Source organism: Thalassotalea nanhaiensis (assembly GCF_031583575.1).
GTDB lineage: Bacteria > Pseudomonadota > Gammaproteobacteria > Enterobacterales > Alteromonadaceae > Thalassotalea_A > Thalassotalea_A nanhaiensis.
In genome coordinates, this window is sequence record NZ_CP134146.1 from 3,776,253 (window position 1) to 3,797,317 (window position 21,065).

Sequence of the window (21,065 nt, forward strand, 5' to 3'; positions counted from 1 at the left end):
AAAACATTAACGAGATTAATAGAAACGAAAAGCAATGTACCAAAGCGTCTCTGGATGACGTTATTTCTTACTCTATTTAAGTTGGTAGTGAATTTATAAAAATGGGAATAACTGCATTGCAATTATTCCCATTATCAAAAACATTTCAGGCTTTTCGTGTCTCGTTTCTAGCCTCTCGTTTTTCTTACTTTACGATAGAGAGTGTTGGTTTGCCCTTTTTCTCAGGCTTAGCAGCTTCAGCTTGCTCAACGATACCTTCAGCCTCTTCAGGATACTCCACAGAAAACGATGAACCTACACCGTTTTCTCGTGTGTATATGGCACCTACAGCTTCAAAAGGGACATATAAGTTTTGTACTTTACCGCCAAAGCGAGCACTAAACTCTATTACATCACCTGCCATTGAAATTGCACCAACGGAAGCAGGAGCAATATTAAGTACAATCTGGCCTTCATCAATATATTGCTCTGGTACCATCACTTGTGGATAGTTAGCGTCAACAGCAATATAGGGAGTCAGATCGTTATCAAGAATCCAATCGTAAAAAGCCCTAATTAAATAGGGCTTATTTGACGTCATTTCAACAGTCATAGCAGCTTAAGCTGGACGACCAAAACGTAATTCACGTTCGGTTTCAGTTAATGATGCCTGGAATGATTCACGATCAAACAAACGCAACATGTAGTTTTTCAACTCTTTACTACCTTGACCTGATAATTCAATACCAAAAGCAGGTAAACGCCATAATAGCGGCGCTAAGTAACAATCGACTAAACTAAATTCTTCACTCATAAAATATGGTGCTTCATTAAGTACTGGAGCAATACTTAGTAGGCTCTCTCGTAAGTCATTACGAGCCTTATCTGCTTCATCAGCACTACCGTTAAGGATAGTTTTAGCAAGGCTATACCAGTCACTTTCAATGCGATGCATCATTAAACGACTGCGACCACGAGCAACCGGGTAAACTGGCATTAGTGGTGGATGAGGGAAACGTTCATCTAAGTACTCCATAATGATCTTAGCTTCATACAAAGCTAGTTCGCGATCGATTAAAGTTGGTACTGTTCCATATGGATTTAAGTCAATTAAATCTTCTGGCAAATTGTCCATTTCAACTAAATGAATATCTACACCTACACCTTTTTCAGCAAGTACGATACGAGTCTGGTGACTGTACATATCATCGGCATGTGAAAACAGGGTCATGACAGAGCGTTTATTAGCGGCTACAGCCATATATCCTCCAAAGAATGTTTAAAAAGTTTAATACCAACAAATAAAATTGATATAACTACTGGATAACGCGTTGTTCTTATTAGCTATATATAGGTAATAAGTACGACAAAGGGGCTCATTACTTTTAACGTACAATTACGTTAACAGTATAGCCCCAATAATATTATTTTAACGAACTAATATTGATGTACGGCAATTAGTGCACGTCGCGCCAATATTCTTTCTTCAATAAGTAACTAAAGATGAATAAAATTACTAGGAAACCAAGAACCCAGTAACCTAAACGATGACGCTCAACTTTGCTTGGCTCACCGGTATATTCTAAAAAGTTAACTAAATCACGTACCACAACATCATACTCAGCCGGTGTTAAAGTACCCGGTTGAGTAAGAACTAAATCAGAATTAGCAAGTGGACGTTGTTCTGCTACAGGCAATTGTAACATAGCTTTTGCTTCAGCGCTTAACTCTTGTACACCTTGTAACTGTTGGAATACATGCGGCATACCAACGTCTTTAAATGTAGCATTGTTCACGCCAAATGGACGCTCACTATCGCTGTAGAAAGAACGAAGGTATGTGTATAACCAATCAGTACTTCTAAAACGAGCGGCTAATGTTAAATCTGGTGGCGCAGCACCAAACCAAGCCGCTGCTTCTTTATCAGGCATAGTATTAGTAATATGATCACCAACCTTTTCACCAGTGAACATCAACGTTTCAATGCCTTCTTGTTCATCGATCTCTAAATCGGTAAACGTACGGTTATAACGTTGGTATTGTAATTGGTGACAACCTAAACAATAGTTCATAAAGGTTGCAGCACCATTGCGAAGTGACGCTTTATCAGTAATATCATTATTTGCATGATCAAGTGGTGCACCACCACCTGCTGCAAATGCTAATGTTGGTAATAAAGTAAATAGAGCAATTAGTATTTTTTTCATTATTTAGTCACCCTTTCTGGAACTGGTTTAGTGTTCTCGTCTTTTGAGTAGAACCAAAGTGCGATAAAGAAACCGAAGTAGCCAAATGTTGCAATACGGCCAATTAAGTTAGCTAAATCAGATGCTGGCATTGTACCTAACACGCCTAACACGATAAAACACACAGTAAATTGTACTAAATTTGCAAAGTGGATTTTGCTACGGAAACGGAACGATTTAACGATACCACGATCAAACCAAGGTAAGGCAAATAACATACCAATAGCAGCAAACATTAATAACATGCCCGCTAACTTCTCAGGAACTACACGCAAGATTGTGTAGAAAGGACCAAAATACCATACTGGCACAATGTGCTCAGGGGTTTTCAAACCATTTGCTGGGGTAAAGTTTGGCGCCTCAAGGAAGTAACCACCGCCTTCAGGGAAGAAGAACATTACCCAACAGAATAAGATTAAGAATCCAACAACACCCATGATATCTTTAACAGAGTAGTATGGATGGAATGGGATAGCATCTACGATGTCATACTTACCTGAGTATGCTTCGTGGAATTCAAATTTGCTTTTCTCATCTTCTGGAACAGAACCTTTTTTCTTCTTAATGTTCGTGCCATCAGGGTTATTAGAACCTACTTCGTGTAATGCTAGAATATGTAAGAAAACCAGAACAACTAGCACTAACGGTAAAGCAACAACATGCAATGCGAAGAATCGATTTAACGTCGCACCAGAGATAACGTAGTCACCACGGATCCAAGTTGTTAAATCATCGCCAATAACAGGTATTGCACCAAATAGTGAGATAATTACCTGTGCGCCCCAGTAACTCATGTTACCCCAAGGTAGCAAGTAGCCCATAAACGCTTCAGCCATTAATACCAAGTAGATTAACATACCGAAGATCCACAGTAATTCACGTGGTTTTTGGTAAGAACCGTACATAAGGCCACGATACATATGCAAATACACAACAATAAAGAATGCTGAAGCACCTGTCGAATGCATGTAGCGTAAAAGCCAACCGTAATCTACATCACGCATGATGTACTCTACAGATGCAAATGCACCTTCGCCTGATGGTTCATAGTTCATTGTTAACCAAATACCCGTTACGATTTGGTTAACAAGTACTAGCATTGCTAATGAACCGAAGAAGTACCAAAAGTTAAAGTTTTTTGGCGCAGGATATTGGGCTAAATGCTTATTCCATGCATCTGTTACTGGTAGACGTGCGTCTAACCAAGCCATAAAGTTTGCAAACATTATGCGTCTCCTTTGCCGATACCAATTATTAAGGTACCTGCTGATGGGAATGAATGCTCAGGTACCACTAAGTTAAGTGGTGCAGGAACGCCAGCAAATACACGACCAGCCATATCAAATTTAGAACCATGACACGGACAGAAGAAACCGTAATCTACGCCTTCAACTTGCTCAGAGAAATCACCTTTTTGATACGTTGGTGCACAACCAAGGTGAGTACAAACACCCTCAGCAACAAGGTACTCAGGGTTAATTGAGCGGTATTGATTCTGTGCATATTCAGGTTGTTGCTCTTCAGCTGATTCAGGATCACGCAATTGGTCTTCATGACCACCTAGGTTATCGATGATTTCTTGACTGCGACGTACGATATACACAGGTTTACCACGGTATTCAGCACGAATTAGCTGACCTGTGGCAATTTTGCTTACATTAACTTCAACTGGAGCACCGGCAGCTTTAGCTTTGGCACTTGGATTCCAGGAAGCGATGAATGGCACAGCTGCACCAGCAACGCCTGCTGCACCAACTACCGAAGTAGCTGCTGTCAGGAAACGTCGACGGCCGTTATTCACGGGCGCATTGCTCATTTCATTTCTCCAATTATTAGACATAGTTTTCAATTTTGTTTTATCAGCCAAGTCACTAAGGAATAGGCCATTTATATAGAATTTGAGGTAATTAATTACAGCAATTTCTATTACATCTCATCAATTTTTACTCAACGGTAACTATATAAGACAAAATGTATAAAAAATTTTTATACATGATAAAGAAATGACGCTTTTATTACAAGGTAAAACCTTATACCAATTGCACTAATTATTTGTCTTTTCAGAGAAAATTAACATGGCAAAATGCAAGGTAATGTGTGAATAGAATGGCAACTGACAAATCAGGATAAATAACGCAGTGATTATGCTATTTGAATTTGTCTTTTAGGAGGTTAAAATAGGCATAACAACGGTAAAATACCTATGTTATATAAGACTGTTTGGCTGCACAGGGAGTGCTGAAAAGAGAAATAAAAAAGCCGACATAAATGTCGGCTTTTTGCATATACAAACGGTAAAATTAACGTTTTGAGAATTGTGGACGTTTACGTGCTTTGTGTAAACCAACTTTCTTACGTTCAACTTTACGAGCATCACGAGTAACGTAACCAGCTTTACGTAAATTAGAACGTAAAGTTTCGTCGAACTGCATTAATGCACGAGTGATACCGTGACGGATTGCACCAGCTTGACCAGAAATACCACCACCAACTACAGTGATGTTAAGGTCAAATTTTTCAACCATTTCTACTAACTCAAGAGGTTGACGAACAACCATACGAGCAGTAGGACGACCGAAGTAAACTTCGATGTCACGATTGTTAATTGTGATTGCACCGTTACCAGCTTTCATAAACACACGAGCTACAGAGCTCTTGCGACGACCAGTACCGTAATATTGATTATCAGCCATTGTCTATAACTCCAAAACTTTAGGTTGTTGTGCAGCATGCATGTGCTCAGCACCTGCATACACTTTTAATTTACGGAACATGTCACGACCCAATGGGCCTTTTGGTAACATGCCTTTAACTGCAAACTCGATAGGACGTACAGGAGCTTTTTCAACAAGCTGTTCAAAGCTTAATTGCTTAAGACCACCAACGAATCCAGTGTGCGAGTAGTAAATTTTACCTTTCGCTTTGTTACCAGTTACTTTAACTTTGTCTGCATTGATAACAACAACATAGTCGCCTACATCAACACTTGGAGTGTATTCTGGTTTGTGCTTGCCACGTAAAATAGTAGCAATTTGTGTAGCGATACGACCTAAAGTTTTACCTTCGGCATCCACTACGAACCATTCGCGTTGAACGCTTTCTGGTTTAGCTGTAAAAGTTTTCATTAAAGAAACCCATTTTAAATAAAGTTACATAAATTAATAATCAGTTATCTGATTATCGGTTTAAATAGACTACGCAATTACCCCTTCGAGTATCGAGCCTGATGCTTTTTCAAGCGTTGTAACGTTGGGAGCCGCGAATTATATAGATAAACGCATAAAAGATCACCTATATTTTTAAAACAATTGAAGTTTTTTGTTATTTATTGTGTTTAAAACTAAAAAACACGAGAAACAAGCGGATGGAGAAACGAAAGGCAAGTATTTTATCTTGGTTCAATATTGTAATAGAGATCTTGAAATAAATTCAGGAAGAACAGAGTTCAGCGGGCTCATTTTAAAATCCAGACTTCGCTTCTAGTTTCTCGTAGCTCGTTGTTCTTCCTAGCCTCTCGTTTTATTTATTTAAGGCAAATGTTCCGATGCTAAATAATCATGTGACTGCATTTCCTGCAACCTAGATAGGCAGCGCTTAAATTCAAAATTTAGCCCTCCATCAGTATAAAGCTCGTCCATGGCAGTTTCTGCTGAAATAATAAGTTTTACATTACGTTCATAAAATTCATCTACCATAGCGATAAACCGACGAGCACTGTCATCAGAGTCACGGCTCATTTGCGTAACATTTGCTAAAAGCACGGTATGATAAATCCGGCTTAACTCCATATAGTCACTTTGACTACGAGCAGTTTCACAAAGTTGATTGAATTCAAAATGAACAACGCCGTCAGATTCTTCAATGGTATTTAGTGCGCGATTATTAATTTCAATCGTATTACCGACACTTCCTTCTTCAACAGATAGCTGTTTAAAATAAAGGTGCAAATTATTTTCAGCCTGCTTATCAAGTGGAAAATGATAAATTTCAGCTTGCTCTAGCGTTCTTAGTCGGTAATCAATACCACTATCAACATTAACCACTTCACAGTTTTCATTAATTAAATTAATGGCAGGTATAAAGCGCGCTCGTTGCAAACCATTACGGTATAACTCATCAGGGATGATGTTCGAGGTAGCAACCAAGGTGACATTATGACTGAACAACTCTTCAAATAATGTACCTAGCAACATCGCATCGGTGATATCTGATACAAAAAATTCGTCAAAACAAATAATGCAGGTTTCAGCGGCGAATTTTTTAGCGATAATTTTCAATGGGTCAGATTGCCCCGTTAAGCCTTTGAGTTCTTCATGCACCCTGTGCATAAAACGATGGAAGTGCACTCGCATTTTATTGTCAAAAGGCAAGCAGTCATAAAAGGTATCTACCAGGTAAGTTTTACCTCGCCCTACTCCGCCCCAAAAATATAAACCGCGTATTGCTTGTGGCTTAGTTTTACCATAGGTTTTAACCCAACCTTTTAATACTCTTTTAAAACCTGTGACAGGTAACGGTTTTGTTTGTAAATCATCGTACAAACGCTGTAAATGTTTAACGGCATTTTCTTGAGCAGCATCAAAAGCAAACCCTTCTTGCTCAAGATCTTGTTGGTATTTTTGGTAAGGTGTTAACTTGATCATACTATTTATTACTTTTTATGCTGTATTTCATTGAAAAATTACAAAAAAATACCGACTAAGTGATGTGAAACGTTAAATTTACAGCTATTATAAAAGAATAAGATTTGCATTGGCATCTTTATCTCAACATTCCCTTTTCAAATATTCAAAAGGAAACATTATGGAATTTCTTTATCTTTTCATCGGTGCAGTTATCGGTGGTGTTGGTGGCTTCTTTGTTAGTAAAAAATTATCGGCTACCGAACAAGACTACAATAAATTAGAACAACAGGTGAATGAAAGTAAAACATCACTTGAACAATACAAACAAGAAGTAGCGGCTCATCTTGATAGCTCAGCACAATTGCTTGCGCAAATGAATGAAACGTGTAAAACAGCCATGACGCAAATGGAAAAAAGCACGCTATTGCTGAACAAAGCAAATAGTGAAACGAATGCCATGCCGTATTTTTCGAAAGAAACTGAAGAACAACTTCGTTCGAATCCACAAAAGGTAAAGTCTTCACGTTCTAGAAAAAAAGAACAAATCACCGAAGCACCTCTAGATTATTCGAGTGACCCAAGTGGACTATTTAACGATGACAAACAAATTGTTACAAATAGCCCAAGTTAATTAATCCCTTCTTGGGAACTTTAGTTTTACCGTTAAGTCTTCATAACAACCTTGTTATTATCTTTAGATCAGTTTTATTAAGCTGATCTAAATTTAAAAATTGAAATTTAAATATTTGATCATATATCAATATTTAGGAAATAATTTTTGGAGTCTCAACAAATGAAAAAAAACTTTTCTTTAACCCCTGTAGCCCTGTTAGTTGGTGCACTAGCCTTTTTACCTACTCATTCAAATGCCGCTCTGCCAGTCCAGGTTGACGGTCAAGAAATGCCTTCTCTAGCGCCTATGCTTGAACAAGCAACACCTGCAGTGGTTAGTATTACTGTGGCAGGTACCCATGAAGTAAAACAAGGTCAGGATCCTTTCAAATTTTTCTTCGGTAAACGACGCGGCCAACAACCACAAGAGCGCCCCTTTAGAGGATTAGGCTCCGGGGTAATTATTGACGCTAAAAAGGGTTATGTTGTTACCAATAATCACGTAATTGATGAAGCTGACGAAATATTGGTAAACCTTAAAGATGGTCGCCAATTTGAAGCTAAAAAAATAGGTAGCGATGCCCAAAGTGATATTGCTTTACTGCAAATAAAAGCTGAAGATTTAAAAGAAATTAAAATTGCCAACTCTGATGATTTAAGAGTAGGCGACTTTGCTGTGGCTATTGGTAGCCCCTTCGGTTTAGGTCAAACGGTAACTTCGGGCATTGTCAGCGCCCTAGGTCGTAGCGGTTTAAACATAGAGCAACTCGAAGACTTTATTCAAACTGACGCCGCTATTAATAGCGGTAATTCCGGTGGTGCTTTAGTAAACCTGCGTGGTGAACTTATTGGCATTAACACCGCCATTCTTGGCCCTAGTGGTGGCAATGTCGGCATTGGCTTTGCTATTCCCTCAAGTATGATGCAAAACCTGATAGACCAAATAATTGAACACGGAGAAGTTCGACGCGGCGTACTGGGTATCACCGGTAATTCAATTAATGCTGAACTTGCTAAAGCAATGGACTTGGATATAAATCAAGGTGGCTTTGTCAGCCAAGTAGCACCAAAATCAGCCGCTGAAGAAGCAGGGATTAAAGCTGGCGATATCATCATCGAAGTTAATGGCCGAAAAGTTCGTTCATTTAATGAGTTGCGCGGAAAAATTGGCTCAATCGGGGCTGGTAAAACTGTAGAGTTAACATTAATACGTGATGGCGACAAAAAGGAAGTTGAAGTTACATTAAAAGCAGCGCCAGACGCCAACATTGCCGCAGCAAACTTACACCCTATGCTAAAAGGTGCAAAGCTTAGTTCTAATACAAAAGGCTCTGGTGTTGTCGTAACAGATATCGCTGAAAACTCTCCTGCAGCAGCTGTAGGATTAACAAAAGGTGACATCATTGCCGGAGTTAACCGTGTAAGGGTTGATAATTTAGCCGCTTTACGAGACGCACTCGTTGAAATAAAAGGCGTTGTGGCTTTAAATGTTATTCGCGGCAATACCGAACTATATTTAATGATGCGCTAGGCTCTACTGGTTAAAGTGAGTCATAAGATTAAGATTGGAGGAATTTTATTCCTCCTTTTTTTTTACTTCATGGATGAAGGAATGAAAATTACCATGGACCACTCCATCACATCCATGTGCTCGCGGCATATACAACTTCCATGCTGAAAAGGGCTTTAAATTTGTAGTCCTACATCAACGGAATTTAGTAAAGTTCGCTTTGTTCATTTAAAAATAAGTGCTAGTATCTAATGCATCAATTACTCTATTTTGCCGCATATTTTGAAATTAATTCCTGCACTTACCTATATTTTACGCGCGACCAGTTACGGACTTTTAACCGCTGTAGTTTTGCTGATACTCGTTCCTGATTTGCGTGATGGTAATAACCTTTCTTTTAACATTTTCTCACCAGTAAATGATAAACCTAAGCCAATTTCATTTTCTAGCGCAGTTGCAAAAGCAGCACCTGCCGTAGTTAATATTTATTCTGAAACAATAGAAAATGATACGCGTTATCAAAATCGATCTATCCAACGTGTTAAATTAGGTTCAGGCGTAATAATGGATACACGCGGATATATTTTGACTAACTACCATGTTGTTAGAAATGCCAATATCATTACCGTCGTTTTACAAGACAGTACAGAATTAAGTGCAGAGCTGATCGGCAGCGATGAACTTACTGATTTAGCTGTTTTAAAAGTTCATGCAACCAATTTACCTGTAATTTCAGTAGATGAAAACCTCGTGCCTTTAGTTGGCGATATGGTTTTAGCAATTGGTAATCCATTAAACTTAGGTCAAACAGTCACCCAAGGGATAATCAGTGCAACGGGTCGTACAGGCCTAAGTAGTACAAGTTATAGAGAGTTTTTACAAATGGATGCCGCTATCAACGATGGCAACTCGGGTGGTGCACTTGTTAATTCAAATGGTGATCTTGTTGGTATCACCTCTGCACAGTTTACTCGACTTAATCCGCAAACCAATATACAAGGGATTTTCTTTGCCGTTCCATATAAACTTGCCGCCAAAATTTTACAGGAATTAATTAGTAATGGTCGAGTAGTACGTGGTTGGCTTGGAGTAAGTTCTCAGCAGTATAATCCACAACTTAAAGGTTTCGTTATTGGCAGCCTTACACCTAATAGCCCGGCTCATTTGGCCGGTCTGCAACAAGGTGATGTAGTATTTAAAATCAATGATCAAGAGATTGTTAGTATTAACCACGCGTTAGATATTGTTGCTGAAACAGATCCTGGAATTGTCCTTAACTTTTCGATTTACCGTCAAAATAACTTAATGACGGTACCGGTTAAGATTTTAGAATATAAAGAATCTAGAAAATAGGATAGTAATACTGTGCCACGATCACAGGATGTGATGGAGTGGTCCATGGCGATTTGCATTCCTTCTTCCCTGAAGTAAAAAGGTTGGCGATGCCAACCTTGTTGATGGTAAACAAGTTTTAACTTGTCACTTTAAAACGTTTTATATCTGCACCGAGTTGCTGTAATTTATCTTCAATGTGTTGATAGCCTCTATCAATATGATAAATACGATCGACAATTGTTTCACCACTTGCAACTAAGCCGGCAATTACCAAGCTCGCAGACGCGCGTAAGTCTGTTGCCATAACCTGTGCTGCAGTTAATTGCTCAACACCAACTGAAATAGCGGTATTACCTTCCAATTTGATGTCAGCTCCCATACGTTGCAACTCAGGGACATGCATAAAGCGATTTTCGAATATCGTTTCTACCGTTGTTGCTGTGCCATCAGCAATTGCATTTAAAGTTACGAATTGAGCTTGCATATCGGTTGGAAATGCTGGATGTGGCGCAGTTCTAATATTAACTGCTTTTGGCTTGTCATTCATTTCTAGGCCGATCCAATCATCACCGGTTGTCACCGTTGCACCAGCTTCTTGTAATTTACTGAGTACGGCATCCAGTGAGCTTGGGTCTGTATTTAGACAACGGATTTTTCCACCTGTTACAGCTGCCGCGACTAAGAATGTACCTGTTTCAATTCTATCAGGCATCACCGAGTAATCAGCGCCAGATAAACTCTCTACACCTTCAATGGTTAAGGTATCGGTTCCTTCACCTGTGATTTTACCACCCATCGCATTTATGAAATTGGCTAAATCAACAATTTCCGGCTCACGTGCAGCATTTTCAATGATGGTTGTTCCTTCAGCCAAAGCTGCAGCCATCATTAAGTTTTCAGTACCAGTAACACTTACCGCATCCATAAAGATGGTTGCACCTTTAAGGCGACCATCATTTTTGGCAACTATGTAACCATTTTCAACATTGATATCTGCCCCCATGAGCTTCAACCCTTGAATATGCAGATCAACTGGACGCGCGCCAATAGCACAGCCTCCAGGCAACGATACTTCAGCATGGCCAAAACGAGCTAATAGTGGTCCCAAAACTAAAATAGACGCGCGCATAGTTTTTACTAAATCATACGGCGCTAAGCAATTGGAAATATTACTTGCATCAAAGTCAATGGCGTTATCAGCAGACCATGAAGCTTTAGCACCTAATTCAGCTAAAAGCTTAATGGTTGTTTCAATATCATTTAGCTTTGGCACATTACTTATTTGCAAAGGTGTTTCTGCTAATATTGTCGCGAAAAGGATAGGCAAAGCGGCATTCTTTGCGCCGCTGATGGTAACGTCACCGTGTAACTTATTACCACTATTTATACGAAATGCTTCCAAAGGGTACTCGATCTTATAATTTTATGATGGGATATTAAACATTTTTTCACGTTGCCATTGGGCGTTGGTGAAAGTTTTAATGGTTACTGCATGAATTTGGCCTGAATTAATAGCGTCAGCCAAAGGTGCGTATACAGTTTGTTGCTTTTTAACTCGACTCATTTCGTCAAACATATCAGCCACAGCAATTACTTTGCATTGAGAGCCATCAAAAGTTACGTGTAAATCATCTAACGTAAGCTGCTCTTTAAGAAGGTTTTCAATATCTGAAACGTCCACTTAATTTCTCCACTTTTTAAATTTTTTTGCGATTAAGCTGAAATAGGTAACAGGGTATCAACCCCACTTAGTTTTGCGAGTTTAACTAATTCTATAGGCACTTGGGAATAGGTAATTTCAGTTTGCTGTTTATTAGCATACTCGATTAATGCAAGCAGCCAAGCTAAACCAGCAGTATCAAATTTACTTACCTTAGATAAATCAATGTCTTGTAATTTATTTTTGGTCAGTTTTGCGAAAGTACGCTCTTGTTTACCTGCAATGCTTTGCCTAGTTAACTGCCCAGTTAACTCAGTTTTTTCAGTCGTAATTATGTTTATATTAAATTGAGTTGCCACAATTACTCACTAGCCTCTTGCTCTTTAAGCTTAGCGTCCACATCTTCGTCTTTCTTGAAAACAATTTTTCGGGCACTTTTAACTTTAAGCATTTCGGTAACTTCAGCAACACCATTTTGCGCCAATATGCTACGTAATTCTTTTTGCTTTGCATCGAGCAAACTAATGCCTTCAGCAACTAGATCGAATGCTTGCCACTCATTGGTTTTCGAGTTTTTTCTCACTTTAAATTTAATGTTAATTGGTGGTCGATTTTCATCGATAATATCAACACCTACCATTACAATTTTTTGTTTATCAATTTTTTTAGCTGGTTCAAACTCGACTCGTTGATGTTCATACAGCGTAAACACTTGCGCGTAAGACGTAATTAAATACTCTCTAAAAGCAATGATAAAACTTTTAAGATCTTCTTTTGAGGCCCCTTTACGGTAATTTCCAAGTACCTTTAATGCGGCATATTGGTAAAAAATATGCGGCATTAACTCTTCACGAACGATGTCTTTTAATAATTCTGGATTTTCTTTAATCTGCTTTTCTTCACGAGCAAAACGGTCAAAGGTTATTTTTGACACTTCCTCAATCATTACATAAGGATCTGTTTTGCTTATTTCAGATACATTAGCACTGGCTAAAAAGCTAATTGAGGCTAATAAAATTACTGAATACTTAACTAATAATTGCTTCATTACTTTTCCCTTTGATTAATCTTCACTGCCTTGACTAAATAAGAATTGACCAATTAACTCTTCTAATACAATAGCAGGTTTGGTGTCTTCAATAAAATCACCTGGCTGCAAAATACCAATGCCCAGTTCTTCATCAATAAAACCAGGAGATAATCCTACATATTGCTCGCCTAATAAACCGGCAGTTAGTATGGAAATAGAGGTAGCTTCAGAGAAGTTACTGTACTCGCTATAAATGTCCATTGTGACAATTGGCACATAATCTTCTGGATCTAACTTAATGCTGTCTACTCGGCCAACAACAACACCACCAACTTTGATTGGAGAGCGCACTTTTAGCCCGCCAATATTGTCAAACTTAGCGTATAGTTGATAAGTTTCTCCATTACCTTTTATACCTGAATCTGCAACTTTTAACGCCAGCATAAGTAGCGCAGCAATACCCAACGCAACAAAGAGACCAACCAATAATTCAATTTTTTTCGACACCATGTCAAACCACCAACTCTTTAAAAAATAGCTTGTTAATTATGTTTAATTTGCAAACATTAACGCTGTTAAAATAAAATCTAAACCTAAAACAATCAAAGACGACTGCACTACAGTAGAAGTAGTAGCACGGCTAATACCTTCTGACGTAGGTACACAATCGTACCCTTTGTAAACGGCAATCCAAGTCACTACAAACGCAAATGTAATTGATTTAATGATGCCGTTGAGTACATCATCACTCCAATCCACCTCAGCCTGCATAACCGACCAGTAAGTACCTGAATCAACGCCTAACCAATCAACACCAACTAGGTGACCGCCTAAAATACCTACCGTTGAAAATATTGCAGCTAGAAGTGGCATGCTGATCATACCTGCCCAAAACCTCGGTGCGATAACACGACGTAATGGATCTACCGCCATCATTTCTAAACTACTTAACTGTTCTGTCGCTTTCATAAGGCCAATTTCAGCCGTTAATGCTGAGCCTGCACGGCCAGCAAAAAGTAAAGCCGTAACAACAGGGCCAAGCTCTCGTAATATCGATAAAGCGACCATTGGCCCTAAGCTAGCCTCGGCACCATAACCTATAAGTATAGTGTACCCTTGTAAAGCTATCACCATACCAATGAAAGTACCTGATACAATGATGATCAATAATGATAAAACACCCACTGAATACAGTTGATGTGCGAGTAACGGCCAGCCCTTTTTCGGGTTTGGTACTTGTATAATCGCCGAAAGTAACATCATCATGGCTTTACCCAAGCCAATAATAATATTTATAACGGTATGACCTAATGCTTGAATTCTATCCAACACTAAGACTGTTCTCCTAATAACTGGCTTTTATAAGATTTGGCCGGAAAATGAAATGGCACAGGACCATCGGCTTCGCCCTTAATAAACTGTTGTACTAACTCTGATTGTTGCTCAAGAATTTGCTCCGGCGTACCTTCACCAATAACTTTTTGTTCAGCAACGATATAAATATAATCAGCAATACTCATCACTTCAGGAACATCATGTGACACAACGACGGAGGTTAAACCTAAGGCATCGTTCAAATCTTTAATTAATCGTACAACAACGCCCATAGAAATAGGGTCTTGGCCAGCAAATGGCTCATCGTATAATATTAATTCAGGATCTAGTGCGATAGCGCGTGCTAATGCTGCCCTACGTGCCATACCACCAGATAATTCACTAGGCTGTAAGTGCATGGCGCCACGCAAGCCTACGGCTTCTAATTTCATCATCACCATTTTTTCAATGATGTTTTCAGGTAATTTACTGTGCTCACGAATAGGAAATGCAATATTTTCATAAACTGACATATCAGTAAATAACGCGCCCGATTGAAACAGCATGCTCATTTTTTTGCGAGCTTCGTATAATTTAGAACGAGAAAGTTTAGGAATATCTTGCCCATCAAACAGGATTTGGCCATTACTTGGTTTAAGTTGACCACCAATAAGTCTAAGCAGTGTCGTTTTACCGATACCACTTGGCCCCATAATTGCGATCACTTTACCTTTTGGAATAACTAAGCTTATATCATCATAGATGCATCGCTCTTCCCTGTGAAAGCTTAAGTTTTTTATTTCTACCAGATTTTCAGACATAGCGTGTATTGAGAATTAGTATCATTATTATTCAGATTTTACCTGAGCTTATTAATAACTGCATTATATATTAGTAAGCAATTGTTAATAACATATATATTTTCATTAAAACGTTCTATTTATTAGGATAATTAAAATGAAAAAGCAAGAAAACACAGATTATAGGCAAAAAAAGGATGGCTAAAAGAAAGTATAACGATGAGACCTACTGATTTAACGAAAAGTTCCAGATGCAGAAAAATAATTTTCGTGTTTTTTAAATATACCACCCAATAAAAAATACGGCCAATCAACTTAGCACCAACTAGGGTGGCATTAACTTGATTGGCTCAATTCATAAGCGCGTTAAAAATACGTACAGTGGTTATTAAAAGTGTAATTACTTCTTTATAAGTGAACGCCAACACGGAAAATTATTGCATCACCATATCCATCTACACCTAACTTATTTTGAAAGTATCGATATTGAATGCCGGTATAAACGCGTTCAGTGATGTCATACCATAAACCAATGCCACCATTTAACCCGGTTTCACCATATTGGTACTCGGCATAATCTTTGTTACGGTCCACTTCAATTTCATTCCAGTTGGTTAGCATAAATTTTTCACCGGCGATGGTAAAGTTCATGCCCATATTCCAGCCAATCATCGCACCGTTCATACCATTAATATCATCAAACGATGTATCACTTTGCCCTGATTTAACTTCATGAACACCAATAAACGGTTTAAACCAAAAGTCAGGCGATGACCAGCCCACATAACCAATTCCTATGACTGTATTTTGCTCACTGATATCACCAAAACCTGAATCGTTATAATCATAAACTTGACCATAGGCAGTTATGTTACCAAGGACTTTATAGTGCGCACTGACTTTAAACGCATTTGAACGTAAATCAGAATCCATATTGAGCTTTTCCATTTCATAAAAACCGTATATTTCACCCCATGAAAAACCAGCCCCCGCTTCAATACCAAAAGTAATATGATCTTCACGGGTCTCGCTTATATCACCACCATTCCAACCTTCAGTACCATTAGTCCATGAAAGTCCATCAAAATAGGCATTTGCAAAACCATACTGATATTCAGCTTGAGCTGTAGTGGCAGCCATAGCGGCGGTTGCCATTAGTGCAATAATAAATTTACGCATTATATTCTCGTATTGTCCAAGTGGAGGTACTTTAAAATTGCGCGCATTGTACTGGTTATTTTGTATACGGCTCGCGTTGAAAGGTTATTTAATGTAATGAGAAATCGATATTCAGCATGGCTAAAACGAAAAGTATCCTAAATACAGCGGATTAGTTGTGAAAATGATTTACGCTTGATTACAAAAATCTTCAACATTTTGACTTTAAATATTGAACTTTTGCCAAAAACATTAATTTTTAACGTTTAAACGCCAAACAAATGAAAAAATTTTAATAAAAAGCCAATTTTTTCCAATAAACCGGTGATTTAGTCTTTTCATTTGCTTCATTAGGGGCGACAATTTGAGGATAGGGTCTGTAGACCTAATAATTGGAGCACTAAATGTTCGTTGAAATACTCATCCTTCTCATTTCTTTAACTGCATTGGTTATCAGTGCCGATAAGTTTGTGTTTGGCGCTGCCGCCATAGCAAGAAACTATGGTATCGCACCGATGATTATCGGTTTAACAATTGTTGCTATGGGCTCATCCGCACCTGAAATGCTGGTAGCAGCGACAGCTGCAATGAAAGGTTCTTCTGATACAGCCATTGGTAACGCAATTGGCTCTAATATTACCAATATTGCTTTAGTATTAGGGTTAACAGCTCTATTCAAACCTTTAATGGTTTCCTCACTGACTCTCAAACGTGAAATACCAATACTGTTGGTCATCACCATTATTGCCAGTTATATGTTGTTTGATCTGCAGTTTACCTTTACTGAAGGTGTGATATTAATGACTGGTTTTGTTTTGTTTATTGTTATTTTATTGATCGTAACATTACGACAAAGTAAAAAGAGTAAAATTAGCGATCCGTTAATCCTCGAAGCAGAATTAGATATTCCCGAAAATGTAAGTTCATCCAGTGCCTTATTCTGGCTCACTTTCGGTATTATTTTATTACCACTAAGTGCTCACTTTTTAGTTGAGTCAGCAACTGTTATCGCCAAATCTGTAGGCATCAGTGATCTTGTCATCGGTTTAACAATTATCGCGATTGGTACCAGCTTGCCCGAACTTGCCGCAAGTATAATGAGTTTAATCAAGAAAGAAGATGATTTGGCATTAGGTAATATTATCGGCTCAAACATTTTCAATATTTTAGCTGTTTTAGCATTACCTGCTTTAATTGCACCAGGGGCTGTCGATAGTGAAGTAGCATCACGTGACATTCCGTTCATGTTAGGAATAACCTTTTTAGTATTCTTATTATGTTTTAGTTTGAGCGGGCAATTTAGAATTACCCGTTTGAAAGGATTGGTATTGTTTATTGGCTTTATTGTTTATCAATACCTAATCTTTAATCAGTTTGTTTAAGTGAGTTTATCAATGCCCCACGCCAGTAAATTTAAAGAACTTGCAGCGCAAGTTATCGATATAGAAACAAACGCAGTGGCTAATCTGCATACTTATATTGATGACCATTTTGCCAAAGCCTGTCAATACATGTTCGATTGTAGTGGCAGAGTTATAGTTATCGGTATGGGAAAGTCAGGTCACATAGGCGGTAAAATTGCAGCGACTCTTGCCAGTACGGGTACACCAGCATTTTTTGTCCACCCAGGTGAAGCAAGTCATGGTGATTTGGGTATGGTAACCAGTCAAGATGTCGTGCTGACAATTTCTAATTCTGGTGAAACCGGCGAAGTATTGGCAATACTGCCGGTAATAAAACGCATTGGTGCTAAATTAATCGCAATGTCAGGTAACACTCAATCGACTTTGGCAAAACTTGCAGACGTCCATATTTGTATTGATGTTCCACAAGAAGCATGTCCACTGGGGTTGGCTCCAACGTCGAGTACGACCGCAACCTTAGTGATGGGTGATGCTCTGGCTGTGGCGCTATTAAATGCGAAAGGTTTTACTGCCGACGACTTTGCTTTATCACATCCTGGCGGTAGTTTAGGTAAGCGTTTATTGTTGCGCTTAGCTGACATAATGCACAGTGGCGAACGACTACCAGTTATTAATGAAACGGCACTTATAAAAGAAGCACTGGTAGAAATTTCTAGCAAAGGCTTAGGCATGACAGCGGTAGTTGATGATAGCGGAGTTTTAACTGGCTTATTTACCGATGGTGATTTACGACGTATCCTTGATGAAGAAATAAACATTCATAAAGACAATATAGCCAGCGTAATGACCAAAAACCCGATTGTAGCAACTAGCGAAATGTTAGCAGCTGAAGCGCTCAAAGCGATGGAAGATAAAAGTATCAATGGCTTAATAATAGTTGATAAAAACCATCAACCTATTGGTGCGATGAATATGCACGACATATTAAAAGCGGGAGTCATTTAACCTTATGAACCAAACAAACTCTTTAACCAGTACTCTTTACGGGCAAGTAGACAGCAAAATTATTAAGCAAGCAGCACAAATTAAGTTATTGGTTTGTGATGTTGATGGCGTTTTTTCTGATGGTCGAATTTATTTAGGTAATGATGGCGAAGAGCTAAAGGCATTTAATACTAAGGATGGTTTTGGCATAAAAGCTCTTGGTCAAAACGGTGTCGATGTGGCTGTGATCACTGGTAGAAAATCCAATATCGTTGAAAAGCGTATGACCGCTTTAGGCGTAAAATTCATTGTCCAGGGTGAAGAAGATAAATTACCGGCATTGATGAACATCGCTAAAAACTTGGAACTAACTAACGATCAAATTGCCTATATAGGTGATGACGTTCCAGATTTACCTTGTATAGAAGCTGTTGGATTAGGAGTAGCGGTAAACGATGCTCATCCTTTAGTTAAACAAGGCGCAAATTATGTTACCTTTATTAACGGTGGTTTTGGAGCTGTCAGAGAACTTTGTGATCTCATAATGCAAAGTCAAAACACATTACAAAATGCTAAAGGAAGCAGCATATGAGTCGATTGCACACTATTTCAACGATTATATTTATCATCGCATTATCCATTTATGGTTACATGCAATGGCAAAAATCGAATGAGCCTATTGTGCAAATTGTAAAACCTAAAGATGAGCCAGACTTTGTCGCAACAGAATTAAGTTCAAACCAATATGATTCAATGGGTAATTTAACTCATACTATTTATGCTGATAAAATGTCTCATTATATGGATAATACGGAAACGCTCTTTCTAGCTCCTAAATATACGCTATACCCCACAGATGGTAGTGCAGTTTGGCATTTATCAGCTAATGAAGGGCGTTTGGGCGAAGATAATATCTTATTACTCAATGATAGAGTACGATTGCTTTCTGAGGATAAAACAAGTTTTATTTCAGAAATACACGGCAAATCTTTAAATGTAGATTTAACTAATAATATCATTACTTCTGAGCAGACTATCCTTTTAAAAGGTAAAGACTTCACTATGTATGGCTCTGGATTGCACGTTGATATTAACACCACTAAAATGACTTTGAATGAACATGTACAAACAATTTATAAAAAACATGCCTCATAAATTACTGCTCGGCATAGCATTATCATTTACTTCAGCAACAGTTGTTGCAGAAGAAGCTGACTTTAAACAAGAGATTGTAATTGTTGCGAAAAAGCAATCTAGCGATTTAAAAAATAAGATTGCCAGCTATATGGAAGATGTAAAAATCACCCAGGGCACACTAAGTATCGAAGCCGATGTAGTGAAAGTAACCAATCAGGAAGGGACTGATCTTAAGCATTATTTGGCAACAGGAAACCCAGCTCGGTTTAGCCAAATTCTTGATGATGGCCAAAAAATTGAGTTGCAAGCAGATGAAGTATCATACTCTCCCCATACGCAAACCATAACCATTAAAGGTAATGCATCGGTTAGCCAAGAAGGCAGTATGGTTAAAGGCGATATAATCACCTATAACATTGCAACTGAGCAGTTGAGCGCGGAAAGTACCAGCACAGTTACAACAATTTTAAAGCCGGAAGTGAAGCAAGAAACTCAAGATGCAGAAACTAAAATTAACAATGAAGTAGAGCAAGATAAAGAACAATAATATGACCTCAACTTTAAAAGCACAAAACCTTGCCAAATCCTATAGCGGCCGAAAAGTAGTAAAAAGTGTCAGCTTAACGGTTAACTCAGGCCAAATCGTTGGACTGTTAGGTCCTAATGGTGCGGGTAAAACTACCTCGTTTTATATGATCGTAGGTTTAGTGCCAAGTGATGAAGGATCTGTTGTATTAAATGATCAAGACTTAACGTTATTACCTATGCATGAAAGAGCTCGACAAGGCATAGGCTATCTCCCACAAGAAGCATCTATTTTTCGAAAGCTTAGTGTCTTTGATAACATCATGGCCATTTTACAAACTCGTAAAGATCTAGACGATATTGCCAAACAAGAAAAGCTGGAAAGTTTAGTTGAAGAATTTAATATTGGTCACATTATTGAAAATACTGGACAAAGTTTATCTGGTGGTGAAAGGCGTCGTGTAGAAATTGCTCGAGCGTTGGCTGCGGATCCAAAATTTATTTTATTAGATGAACCGTTTGCCGGTGTAGACCCTATTTCAGTAGGCGATATTAAAAAGATTATTTTACAGTTAAAAGAACGTGGTATCGGAGTACTTATCACCGACCACAACGTACGAGAAACCCTCGATGTGTGTGAACATGCATATATTGTAAGTCATGGTGAATTAATCGCTGAAGGTAATGCCGAACAGGTTTTAAGTAATCAACATGTTCGAGATGTCTACCTAGGTGAGAAATTCAAGCTATAGTTATATTATAAGACGTAGCTTAGAGCGAATTAAT

Annotated in this window: 25 protein-coding genes; 9 read left to right on the forward strand and 16 right to left on the reverse strand. The window is 38.4% G+C overall.

The window, feature by feature from the left end; translation table 11 throughout:
• Positions 1 to 184 precede the first annotated feature (184 nt).
• From RI845_RS16370 to zapE, 8 genes are all read right to left on the reverse strand, one after another.
• Complete coding sequence (locus RI845_RS16370; RefSeq protein WP_348387245.1) at positions 185 to 580, reverse strand: ClpXP protease specificity-enhancing factor; 396 nt, start codon at positions 578 to 580, stop codon at positions 185 to 187.
• 18 nt (positions 581 to 598) lie between these two features.
• A complete protein-coding gene (sspA, locus tag RI845_RS16375; protein WP_348387246.1) occupies positions 599 to 1,240 on the reverse strand; it encodes a stringent starvation protein SspA in 642 nt (213 codons plus the stop codon).
• Positions 1,241 to 1,436: 196 nt separating this feature from the next.
• Positions 1,437 to 2,186 (reverse strand): cytochrome c1, encoded by a 750-nt coding sequence (locus RI845_RS16380; protein ID WP_348387247.1) that lies wholly within the window; start codon positions 2,184 to 2,186, stop codon positions 1,437 to 1,439.
• Positions 2,186 to 3,451, reverse strand: a complete 1,266-nt coding sequence (locus tag RI845_RS16385) for a cytochrome b (protein ID WP_348387248.1) — start codon at positions 3,449 to 3,451, stop codon at positions 2,186 to 2,188. Before RI845_RS16385 ends, RI845_RS16380 begins: the two co-directional genes overlap by 1 nt.
• On the reverse strand, positions 3,451 to 4,041 hold the full coding sequence (gene petA / locus RI845_RS16390; RefSeq protein WP_348387249.1) for a ubiquinol-cytochrome c reductase iron-sulfur subunit: 591 nt from the start codon (positions 4,039 to 4,041) through the stop codon (positions 3,451 to 3,453). Before petA ends, RI845_RS16385 begins: the two co-directional genes overlap by 1 nt.
• Positions 4,042 to 4,525: 484 nt before the next feature.
• On the reverse strand, positions 4,526 to 4,918 hold the full coding sequence (rpsI, locus tag RI845_RS16395) for a 30S ribosomal protein S9 (protein ID WP_348387250.1): 393 nt from the start codon (positions 4,916 to 4,918) through the stop codon (positions 4,526 to 4,528).
• A 3-nt stretch (positions 4,919 to 4,921) separates the two neighbouring features.
• Positions 4,922 to 5,350, reverse strand: coding sequence for a 50S ribosomal protein L13 (gene rplM, locus RI845_RS16400; RefSeq protein WP_348387251.1), 429 nt, complete (start codon positions 5,348 to 5,350; stop codon positions 4,922 to 4,924).
• Positions 5,351 to 5,752: 402 nt separating this feature from the next.
• Entirely contained in the window at positions 5,753 to 6,868 is a 1,116-nt protein-coding gene (gene zapE / locus RI845_RS16405) for a cell division protein ZapE (RefSeq protein ID WP_348387252.1), read from the reverse strand.
• Between the two features lie 160 nt (positions 6,869 to 7,028).
• Between zapE and RI845_RS16410 the strand changes: the two genes are divergently transcribed.
• The 3 genes from RI845_RS16410 (at position 7,029) to RI845_RS16420 (ending at position 10,325) form a co-directional block, all read left to right on the forward strand.
• Complete coding sequence (locus tag RI845_RS16410) at positions 7,029 to 7,481, forward strand: YhcB family protein (RefSeq protein WP_348387253.1); 453 nt, start codon at positions 7,029 to 7,031, stop codon at positions 7,479 to 7,481.
• Between the two features lie 162 nt (positions 7,482 to 7,643).
• Complete coding sequence (locus tag RI845_RS16415) at positions 7,644 to 8,993, forward strand: Do family serine endopeptidase (protein WP_348387254.1); 1,350 nt, start codon at positions 7,644 to 7,646, stop codon at positions 8,991 to 8,993.
• 261 nt (positions 8,994 to 9,254) lie between these two features.
• Positions 9,255 to 10,325: a trypsin-like peptidase domain-containing protein gene (locus tag RI845_RS16420; protein WP_348387255.1), complete on the forward strand. Its 1,071-nt coding sequence runs from the start codon at positions 9,255 to 9,257 to the stop codon at positions 10,323 to 10,325.
• Positions 10,326 to 10,443: 118 nt separating this feature from the next.
• On the opposite strand, the gene murA is transcribed toward RI845_RS16420, so the two are convergent.
• The 8 genes from murA to RI845_RS16460 all read right to left on the reverse strand — a co-directional run bounded on the left by murA (position 10,444) and on the right by RI845_RS16460 (position 16,290).
• The gene (murA, locus tag RI845_RS16425; RefSeq protein WP_348387256.1) at positions 10,444 to 11,709 is read right to left on the reverse strand and encodes a UDP-N-acetylglucosamine 1-carboxyvinyltransferase; all 1,266 of its coding nucleotides are present in this window, start codon (positions 11,707 to 11,709) and stop codon (positions 10,444 to 10,446) included.
• A 21-nt stretch (positions 11,710 to 11,730) separates the two neighbouring features.
• A complete protein-coding gene (locus RI845_RS16430) occupies positions 11,731 to 11,988 on the reverse strand; it encodes a BolA family protein (RefSeq protein WP_348387257.1) in 258 nt (85 codons plus the stop codon).
• 32 nt (positions 11,989 to 12,020) lie between these two features.
• Positions 12,021 to 12,326, reverse strand: coding sequence for an STAS domain-containing protein (locus RI845_RS16435; protein ID WP_348387258.1), 306 nt, complete (start codon positions 12,324 to 12,326; stop codon positions 12,021 to 12,023).
• 2 nt (positions 12,327 to 12,328) lie between these two features.
• Positions 12,329 to 13,015, reverse strand: coding sequence for an ABC transporter substrate-binding protein (locus RI845_RS16440; protein WP_348387259.1), 687 nt, complete (start codon positions 13,013 to 13,015; stop codon positions 12,329 to 12,331).
• 15 nt (positions 13,016 to 13,030) lie between these two features.
• Positions 13,031 to 13,507: an outer membrane lipid asymmetry maintenance protein MlaD gene (mlaD, locus tag RI845_RS16445; RefSeq protein WP_348387260.1), complete on the reverse strand. Its 477-nt coding sequence runs from the start codon at positions 13,505 to 13,507 to the stop codon at positions 13,031 to 13,033.
• 42 nt (positions 13,508 to 13,549) lie between these two features.
• On the reverse strand, positions 13,550 to 14,329 hold the full coding sequence (gene mlaE / locus RI845_RS16450; protein WP_348387261.1) for a lipid asymmetry maintenance ABC transporter permease subunit MlaE: 780 nt from the start codon (positions 14,327 to 14,329) through the stop codon (positions 13,550 to 13,552).
• Positions 14,329 to 15,132, reverse strand: coding sequence for a phospholipid ABC transporter ATP-binding protein MlaF (gene mlaF, locus RI845_RS16455; RefSeq protein WP_348387262.1), 804 nt, complete (start codon positions 15,130 to 15,132; stop codon positions 14,329 to 14,331). The genes mlaE and mlaF overlap by 1 nt, the downstream gene beginning before the upstream one ends.
• 387 nt (positions 15,133 to 15,519) lie before the next feature.
• Complete coding sequence (locus RI845_RS16460) at positions 15,520 to 16,290, reverse strand: outer membrane protein OmpK (RefSeq protein WP_348387263.1); 771 nt, start codon at positions 16,288 to 16,290, stop codon at positions 15,520 to 15,522.
• 383 nt (positions 16,291 to 16,673) lie between these two features.
• On the opposite strand from RI845_RS16460, the gene RI845_RS16465 reads away from it, so the two are divergent.
• The 6 genes from RI845_RS16465 to lptB are packed head-to-tail and all read left to right on the forward strand — an operon-like array spanning position 16,674 to position 21,031.
• On the forward strand, positions 16,674 to 17,651 hold the full coding sequence (locus RI845_RS16465) for a calcium/sodium antiporter (protein ID WP_348387264.1): 978 nt from the start codon (positions 16,674 to 16,676) through the stop codon (positions 17,649 to 17,651).
• A gap of 12 nt (positions 17,652 to 17,663) precedes the next feature.
• On the forward strand, positions 17,664 to 18,638 hold the full coding sequence (locus RI845_RS16470) for a KpsF/GutQ family sugar-phosphate isomerase (protein WP_348389554.1): 975 nt from the start codon (positions 17,664 to 17,666) through the stop codon (positions 18,636 to 18,638).
• Between the two features lie 4 nt (positions 18,639 to 18,642).
• Positions 18,643 to 19,209 (forward strand): 3-deoxy-manno-octulosonate-8-phosphatase KdsC, encoded by a 567-nt coding sequence (kdsC, locus tag RI845_RS16475; RefSeq protein WP_348387265.1) that lies wholly within the window; start codon positions 18,643 to 18,645, stop codon positions 19,207 to 19,209.
• Positions 19,206 to 19,772, forward strand: coding sequence for an LPS export ABC transporter periplasmic protein LptC (gene lptC, locus RI845_RS16480; protein WP_348387266.1), 567 nt, complete (start codon positions 19,206 to 19,208; stop codon positions 19,770 to 19,772). The genes kdsC and lptC overlap by 4 nt, the downstream gene beginning before the upstream one ends.
• The gene (lptA, locus tag RI845_RS16485) at positions 19,732 to 20,301 is read left to right on the forward strand and encodes a lipopolysaccharide transport periplasmic protein LptA (protein WP_348387267.1); all 570 of its coding nucleotides are present in this window, start codon (positions 19,732 to 19,734) and stop codon (positions 20,299 to 20,301) included. Before lptC ends, lptA begins: the two co-directional genes overlap by 41 nt.
• A gap of 1 nt (position 20,302) precedes the next feature.
• Positions 20,303 to 21,031 carry an LPS export ABC transporter ATP-binding protein gene (gene lptB / locus RI845_RS16490; protein ID WP_348387268.1) on the forward strand — a complete coding sequence of 243 codons (729 nt, stop codon included), beginning with the start codon at positions 20,303 to 20,305 and terminating at the stop codon, positions 21,029 to 21,031.
• The last annotated feature ends 34 nt before the right edge of the window (positions 21,032 to 21,065 follow it).